General features: G+C 52.0%; 5 protein-coding genes and 1 pseudogene. All 6 read left to right on the plus strand.

The features are described 5' to 3' along the window. Positions 1 to 356: pseudogene (locus KP806_RS27320) on the plus strand (polysaccharide deacetylase family protein); the annotation flags it as partial. A 312-nt stretch (positions 357 to 668) separates the two neighbouring features. Then, entirely contained in the window at positions 669 to 2,204 is a 1,536-nt protein-coding gene (locus KP806_RS27325; protein WP_224726917.1) for a glycoside hydrolase family 43 protein, read from the plus strand. Positions 2,205 to 2,285: 81 nt separating this feature from the next. Continuing rightward, positions 2,286 to 2,606, plus strand: a complete 321-nt coding sequence (locus KP806_RS27330) for an alpha/beta hydrolase (RefSeq protein ID WP_224726918.1) — start codon at positions 2,286 to 2,288, stop codon at positions 2,604 to 2,606. 29 nt (positions 2,607 to 2,635) lie between these two features. Then, entirely contained in the window at positions 2,636 to 3,772 is a 1,137-nt protein-coding gene (locus KP806_RS27335; RefSeq protein WP_224726919.1) for an SGNH/GDSL hydrolase family protein, read from the plus strand. Positions 3,773 to 3,828: 56 nt separating this feature from the next. Further along, positions 3,829 to 4,377: a X2-like carbohydrate binding domain-containing protein gene (locus tag KP806_RS27340; protein ID WP_224726921.1), complete on the plus strand. Its 549-nt coding sequence runs from the start codon at positions 3,829 to 3,831 to the stop codon at positions 4,375 to 4,377. Between the two features lie 275 nt (positions 4,378 to 4,652). Next, a partial coding sequence (locus KP806_RS27345; RefSeq protein WP_397376439.1) for a cellulase family glycosylhydrolase occupies positions 4,653 to 8,379 on the plus strand: 3,727 nt, incomplete at its 3' end.

Raw genomic sequence — 8,379 nt, forward strand, 5'->3', positions numbered from 1 at the left:
TGAGATGGCATCCGACCTGCCACCACAAGGACATGTTGGAGAAAATCGAACAGTTTCTGGCTTCTAATAACTGGTTTAGTCGCTTGGATCTATTGTTCATCTGGGGACATAGCTATGAATTCGACCACGATGATAATTGGGAGCTGGTGGAAAGGGCAGGCGAACTGCTCGGCGGCGAGGAGTCGATCTGGAAAGCGACGATGACGGACATTGTAACCTACCAGAATGCGCTCAAAGCGCTCCGTTTCTCGGTTGATCGAAGCATGGTGCATAATCCGAATGCCCTTGAAGTTTGGGTTAGCGCAGACGGCGAATCCGTCCGTATTGCGGCAGGTGAAACGAAGAGGCTGCGCTAGCAAGTAATGGTTTCCTAAATATAACAAAAATTTTGGTAAGGCACCGGGTAGCTTCCTTGCGAAGCCCCGGTGCCTTTAAAGGTTCGGTTCGCAGCCATTTATATAGACGGACTATCGGACAAAGGAAAAAATTCCGCGAGCGTAATAAGCTCGCGGAATTTTTTTTCAGCTAAGCCAGGCGCCTGAAATACAAATGGCTAAATCATGCTATTCAATGACTTGAAAATCAAGGTGCAAGCTTATTCCGTGTTTTATAATCCGAATGGAAGGGCTTCGGTAATATCAAACTTTAGAATGATTAGGAGTTGTAACATGAAGACGACGTGTAGCACCGCGACGTATAGCAATCCTGTAATTCCAGGCTTTTATCCCGACCCGAGCATCTGCCGAGTCGAAGATGATTATTATTTGGTCACAAGCTCATTTGGTTACTTCCCTGGAGTTCCCCTATTTCATAGCAAGGATCTTGTCAATTGGCGCCAGATCGGACATTGCCTCACGACCGAGCAGCAATTGCCGCTGGCTAACACCTGGTTATCGGGAGGAATTTACGCCCCGACGATCCGCTATCACGACGGCTGGTTCTATATGGTCACGACGAATGTGAGCGGGGTCGGCAATTTCTATGTTCGCAGTCAACAGCCGGAAGGTCCTTGGTCCGGGATGATACCTGTCGCGCAGGGTGGCATCGACCCCTCTCTATTATTCGATGAAGATGGCAGCGTATACTTTCAATCCACTTATTCCGGCAGTGAAGGCTATGGCATTTATCAATGTGAGCTTGACATATCGACCGGGCAAATGCTGACAGAGAGTCGTCTGATCTGGAAGGGAACGGGCGGTGCGCATCCGGAAGCGCCTCATCTATACAAGATCAATGGGCTTTATTACTTGTTGATTGCCGAAGGCGGGACGGAATACGGTCATATGGTGACGATTGCGAGAAGCGACGCTCCATATGGACCTTACGAACCATGCCCACATAACCCGATACTAACTCATAGAAGCCGGAACAGCAGCATTCATGCAACAGGCCATGCAGATCTGGTACAGGCGCATGACGGCAGCTGGTGGGCGGTTTTCTTGGGCATTAGACCGGTCTCCTATCCTTATCGGCATCATTTGGGCAGGGAGACGTTTCTGGCGCCCGTATCATGGACGGCTGACGGCTGGCCCACAATCGGTAATGGGGGAAGCATCGAGAGCGTCATGGATGCTCCGCAGTTGACGGAGGTCCGGTGGCAGACGAACTCAACCCGAGATGATTTTGACGATTCAACCTTAAGCCCCGATTGGGTGTTCCTGCGGAATCCGGATCCGTCTTGCTGGTCGATTAGCGAATCTCCGGGGAATCTTGTATTGCGGGGAAACAAGACGTCGCTGGGCGATTCCGGCGCCCCAGCCTTTGTAGGCCGTCGTTTGCGCCACTGGTCAAGCAACATCTCCACCTTGCTGAATTTTGAACCGCAGCACGAAGGCGAGGAAGCCGGACTTACCGTATTTATGAACGATAGCTATCATTACGATCTGGCTGTAAAGCGCCAAGAAGGACGCAAGGTGATCGTATTCCGGCGTACCGTAGGATCCTTGAGTGCGGAGCGCACGCTGGAATGCTCAGAGGGACTTGTCATACTTAAGGTTGAAGCGCAGCCAGAATGGTTTCACTTCAAAATTCAGCAGGATTCATCCGATGTTCTAGAAGCGGGATCCGGTGAATCGCATCTGCTCTCAACAGAGGTAGCGGGCGGATTTACGGGAGTAGTCATTGCGATGTACGCCGTCTGCGAAACGGGGCAAGGTTCTCCGGCAAGCTTTGATTGGTTCGAATATGAGCCGTTGAACGGATGATGCACAGCTCGTATATTAAAGCTCCATCTGTGAGTGACCCATGGATTTATTCATGGGTCTCTCGGCTTTTGAGTTGTCAGAATGAATCTGAACAGTCAGAACCGTTATAATGTCCTGCTCGGTGATTCTCCGGATGAATCGCTAGTTGCATTGTTGTCCACGGAGAAGCAAGTGACAGAAGACACCCCGCCAACAATTCTCTGGCATGCGGCGGATGATGGGAACGTTCCAGTTGAGAATTGTTTGCTTTTTGCCGGAGCTCTTAGCTGCCATCAGGTGCCTTTTGATTTGCATGCATTCGAAAGCGGCGGATATGGACTAGATTTAGCAGAAGGTCATCCTGAAGTGAAGGCTTGGCTTGAACTCTATGAGGCATGGCTAAGAAAACGAAATTTTCTATGACAGAACATTAGACTGGGGGAAATATATTCATGTGGTGGAGTTCTTATGCTTCGGCGACGGTTCAGTCTACGGCCAAAAATTTTATTAGGAGAAGCGATTCCGCTTTTACTCATACGTACAGAGCTTATATCAAGACAACGGAATACGGGGAATTAAAGCTGAGGTTCTGTTGCAGCAATCTGGTGGATTCTACATGGGCAGACGGCTCTGAATCGAGCGCCAATCTGATGGGAGGATCTTGGAAAATCGAGTCCGCTTACATTGCTGACGGCGGGAGGCTGCCAGATGGAAGCGTTGCAGAGGGTACGCAAATTCCGGTAATGTTCGATTCATCGACCGCCAGGCAGGTTATGCCGGGAGAGAAGTTTTGGAGCGATGCCGCCCGGATCAATATTCCGGAGGAGCATTATTTGACCTTCTCTTGGACGGTTACGACATTGTCCGCCGGCGTAAGCTTCCCCTACAATACGGAAAACCCATTGGTGTCCGCCTACGATGCGCCCGGGCATGCAGCCGGCCAAATCAGTGCTGATGGTTTCCAAAAATCAGCCAATTGTTTGTTTCTGCCGGATTTCATCGGCTGCGAGCGTGAGGTAGCAAAGCGTATTGCGTTCTTTGGCGATTCCATCACTCAAGGCGTGCGAACGCGCCCGGACGCCTATGAATTCTGGGTTGCCCGCATTGCGGATGGGCTTGGTCCGGAATTCGCGGTATGGAATCTCGGTTCGGGGTGGGCGAGAGCTTACGATGCTGCAGCCGACAAGGCTTGGCTGAGCAAAGCCAAGCTAAACGATGAGGTTGTAGTTGCATTGGGGGTCAACGATATTAGTACGACCGGACGAAGCGCCCCTCAACTGCTTGAGGATCTGCAAACCATTGTGTCCAGCCTTAAAAGGAGCCATAACGATATGTCGGTGATCCTTTGCACGGTACCCACATTCAATTTTTCCGATGCGCAGGAGCTTGTCTGGAGGGATGTGAATCAGGCCATACGAAGCCATGCTATTGCAGGAGTCGATCGAGTATTCGATATTGCGGAAGCACTTTCGCAAGCGGCTCCTCGCGATAACCTGCTTATATCTGAATATATGTCGAGCGAGTTCGATGCGCATCCGAATGGCGAAGCAGGGTCTGCTGTTTCCTCGGCTTTCTTGGCATGGTATTGAAGAAGGGGATGCGATGAAACGAATGGTCATCGAATGCGGCTTCCGACTCGATCTATCTGCTTCCTGGCGAAGAGGCGGAGGATGTGCAGGTAAAGCTGAATTTATACGGAAACACCTTGACCGGAATAAAAGTTGATGATCGTCTGCTTGCGGCCGGCGCTGACTACATGATCAGCGGAGACCAGCTGACGCTCAAAGCGGAGTTTCTCCGCGGCCATGTGCCGGAGGCGCTCAGCGAGAGTGTTACATTAACGTGCACCTTCTCGGTCAGCGCCGACTGGAAGCTTTACGTTATCCGCTACGACCATCCAACAGTCCGAAAAGCAATAGGAACAAAATCCATGTTTTTCATCCCCGTTCACCGGAGGGGGCTGATGATTCGGTTCACGCCGTGGAGAAGATGTCAGCCTCGGATGAAGAAACGGCGAAGCAGGACAAGACGACAAGGCAGATTTATTGGGCAGCGGGCATCGCATTGCTTATTATTGCAGGAGGCACCCTTTACAAGAAGCTCAGAAAAGGATAGATCACAACAAGGCACCGGGCCGATTCCTTACGAAGCTCTGATGTCTTGTTCTTTTTTTGTCCAAAAAAACCAAATTTAACCAGACTAAATCATGCTATACCGTGTCCGAAAAATCAAGGTTCACTATTCAACCTGTTGATAAAGTAGTTATGTAAGGAAACATCCTGAGAAAGGAAGGAGTGGTTGTTAAAAGTTGAAAACGGTTTCATTTAATGGTTATGAACAAGGACAAATGTTATGAGCGCAAGAAGAAAACGATTAAAGAAGGAGACTAGCTTGATGAAAACAAGGAAAAAGTCGCGTGGATTCACCAAACAAACCATTTCCTTATGCAAGTCCGCTTCACTACTGGTGATGGCCGCCGCGTTGACGGTAAGCATGGGCCCTTCGTTGACGACGGCCCCCGACAAGGCATTTGCAGCGGATTCGACCGGAGAAGCAGCCGTACAGTCGGACATCGTGCCGTTGAAAACGCAAGCCTATGATTGGGGCAGGGTGAAGATTGTCGGCGGCGGATTCATTCCGGGTATTATTTTCAACGAGAAGGAGAAGGATCTCATCTATGCCCGCACGGATATGGGGGGCGCGTACCGCTGGGACCCAGAGAACAAGACTTGGATTCAGCTGCTGGAATGGCTGAGTCTGGAAGACTGGAACCTGTCGGGCGTGGAGAGTCTTGCAACCGACCCTGTCGATCCGAATCGCGTCTATATTGCGGCAGGCACCTACTCGAACGACTGGGTGCAGTCGAACGGTTACATCCTTCGTTCGCAGGACTGCGGGCAAACGTGGGAGAAGACCGAAATGCCGTTCAAATTCGGCGGCAACATGCCCGGCCGTTCCATGGGCGAACGGCTGGCTGTCGACCCGAACGATAACCGGATCCTCTACTTGGGAGCCCGCAACGGGAACGGATTGTGGAAGAGCGAGGACTATGGAGCGACATGGAAAAAGGTGGAGAGCTTCACTTCGGTCGGCAACGTGAATGATAGCTACGGGGGCAATGTCGGCCCCGTATGGGTCACCTTCGATCCTTCGACGGGCTCTGCGGGCCATGCGACGCAGACGATTTATGTCGGCTTGGCGGACACGCAGACGAGCATTTACAAGTCGGTCGACGGCGGCGTGACCTGGGAACCGGTAGCGGGCCAGCCGAATCAGGGCTTCCTGCCCCACCACGGAACGCTGGGTTCCAACGGGATGCTGTACATTTCGTACAACTCGTCCATCGGACCGTACGACGCCGGCAGTGGCGCGGTATGGAAGCTGAACACGAAGACGGGCGAGTGGACGGACATCAGTCCGGACGGAGTCGGCAATACGAGCAAGCCGTATGGCGGTCTTGCCGTTGACCCTCAAAATCCCGATACGCTGATGGTTGCCTCGATGAACATATGGTGGCCTGAACAATCGGTATTCCGTAGTACAGACGGCGGGCAAACATGGAAGAACCTGTGGCAGTTCACCGAGTATCCGAAGCGCGACAACCGGTACACGATCGATTACTCGATCTCGCCATGGCTGGACTGGGGCATTCAGCGTGATCCGGATACGGACCCGGAAACTTCGCCGAAGCTTGGCTGGATGATCGGCGACCTGGAGATCGATCCGTTCAACTCCGACCGGATCATGTACGGTACCGGCGCGACGCTGTACGGCTCCGAGAACATGACCGATTTTGACAAGGGCGAGAAAATCCAGATTTCCGTCATGGCGAACGGGATCGAAGAGACCGCGATTCTCGGATTGATTAGTCCTCCATCCGGGGCGCCGTTGATCAGCGCGATGGGCGATATCGGCGGGTTCCGTCATGAAGACCTGAATACGGCGCCGCAAATGATCACAAATCCTTATATCGGAACAAGCACCGATCTGGACTACGCGGAGACGAATCCGAACCTGATCGTACGCGTCGGCCATGCATCGAACCAAGACGCGCGGATGGGCGTATCGACAGACAACGGCGTCACCTGGACGCCGGCGGCCAATGCCTGGCAGGCGGCGGATGGTGACAATACGAGCGGTGGATCTGTCGCGGTCGGTGCGAACGGACAGACGATCGTATGGGCTCCGGAAGGCAACGCCGTCCGGCCGGTAAGCTTCTCTACCGACCTTGGCCAGACGTGGACGGCCTCGACAGGCATCCCGCAAGGCTCCGTCGTCTCTTCGGACCGTGTCAATCCGGACAAATTCTACGGGTTCCATGAAGGGACGTTCTATGTCAGCACGGACGGCGGCGCCAACTTCACGGCTTCGGCGGCTTCCGGGCTGCCGAATAATCTGAATGGCAAATTCAAAGCTGCTCCTACGGCCGAAGGCGATATTTGGCTTGCCAGCGCGAATGGACTATTCCGTTCGATGGATTCGGGAGCGAGCTTTGAGAAGGTAGTCGGCGTCGATGAGGCCGTATCCATCGGTTTCGGCAAAGAAGCGCCGGGCAAAACATATAAGACGATCTATGCCGGTATGAGAGTGAACGGCGGCAAGTTAGGGTTCTACCGCTCGGAGGACGAAGGAGCGAGCTGGATCCGCATTAATGACGATCAGCACCAATTCGCAAATGCAAGAGGGACGATTACGGGCGATGGACAAGTGTACGGCCGGGTCTATATCGGAACGAACGGTATGGGCATCGTGCGCGGCGATATTAAACAGGGTGCGACGGTGCAAGGGTTCCATGTGAACGATTTGACGGTTGAGGCCGGCAAATCGGCTGCACTCGCTCCGGTATTCGACGACGGGGCATCCAGCCGTCCGGTCGTCTGGTCATCAAGCGACGCATCCGTTGCGAGCGTCTCGGGAGATCAGGTAACCGGACTGAAGCCGGGGACGGCGGCGATCGCCGCGGTAAGCGAGGACGGGCAATATGCCGCCACGGCGGTCGTCACCGTCACGCCGGCCATGCGAGAGATCACAACAATGGAGCTTGTCAAAGAAATGGGAATCGGCATTAATTTGGGCAATACGTTCGAGTCCACAGGCGACTGGATTAATAACACCAGTGTTTCAAATTATGAAACGGCCTGGGGCAGTCCCATTATTACGGAGGAAATGATTAAAGGTTATGCCAACGAAGGTTTTGGCGTCCTTCGAATTCCCGTATCGTGGTCCAATATGATGGGTGAGGATTACGCGATCAATGCTGACTATCTGGCCCGGGTAAAAGAAGTTGTGGATTGGGCACTGGATAGCGGTATGTATGTTATTCTGAATCTTCACTGGGACGGCGGCTGGTTTGAGAAGTTTCCGTCAGAAAAAGAAGAATCGATGTACAAATATACACGCATATGGACGCAGCTGACAGAAGCTTTTAAAAACTATGACGATCATCTGATGTTCGAGTCTTTCAATGAAGAAGGCGTATGGTTTGATTTATGGAACTTTTACAGCGGTCAAGACACCATAGTCGACGGCAGAAAAAAAGCCTATGCGTTGCTGAATGAGATCAATCAGACATTTGTAGATATTGTGCGCGGTTCTGGAGGCAACAATGAACGACGACATCTGTTGATTGGCGGTTATGGAACCGATTTTGAGAAAACCGCTGATGAACTCTATAAGATGCCAAACGATCCTCAAAATCGCATTGCGGTATCGGTCCATTACTACCATCCTTCAACATTTGCCATTATCGATGAGGATGTGGAATGGGGAAAAGCGGATCCGGAATGGGGAACGGATGAAGACTTCGCTGAGCTGAACAGGCTCATGGATATGGTGAAAACACGTTTCATCGACGAAGGCATCCCCGTTATCATGGGGGAATTTGGTGTAGCAACAAGAAATAAGACACCAGAAATGATACGGCTCTATCTTACGTCGGTGGCCGAGGCCGCATATTCAAGGGGAATTACCCCGGTTTTATGGGATATTACAAATGTATTTTACAACCGAAATACAAATGAAATGATTGATAAGTTGCTGCTTGAGGAGCTTATGGCTGTCAAGCATGAAACAGATCCAGAAACAGATCCAGAAACAGATCCAGGCACGAATCCAGGCCCTGGTCCAGGCACGGGTGCTGGCTCCGGCGACCAACAGAATGACAAGCCAGTCGTTACCGATAATGCTATCCTCGTCA

This window comes from Paenibacillus vietnamensis, assembly GCF_020169515.1.
Lineage (GTDB): Bacteria > Bacillota > Bacilli > Paenibacillales > Paenibacillaceae > Pristimantibacillus > Pristimantibacillus vietnamensis.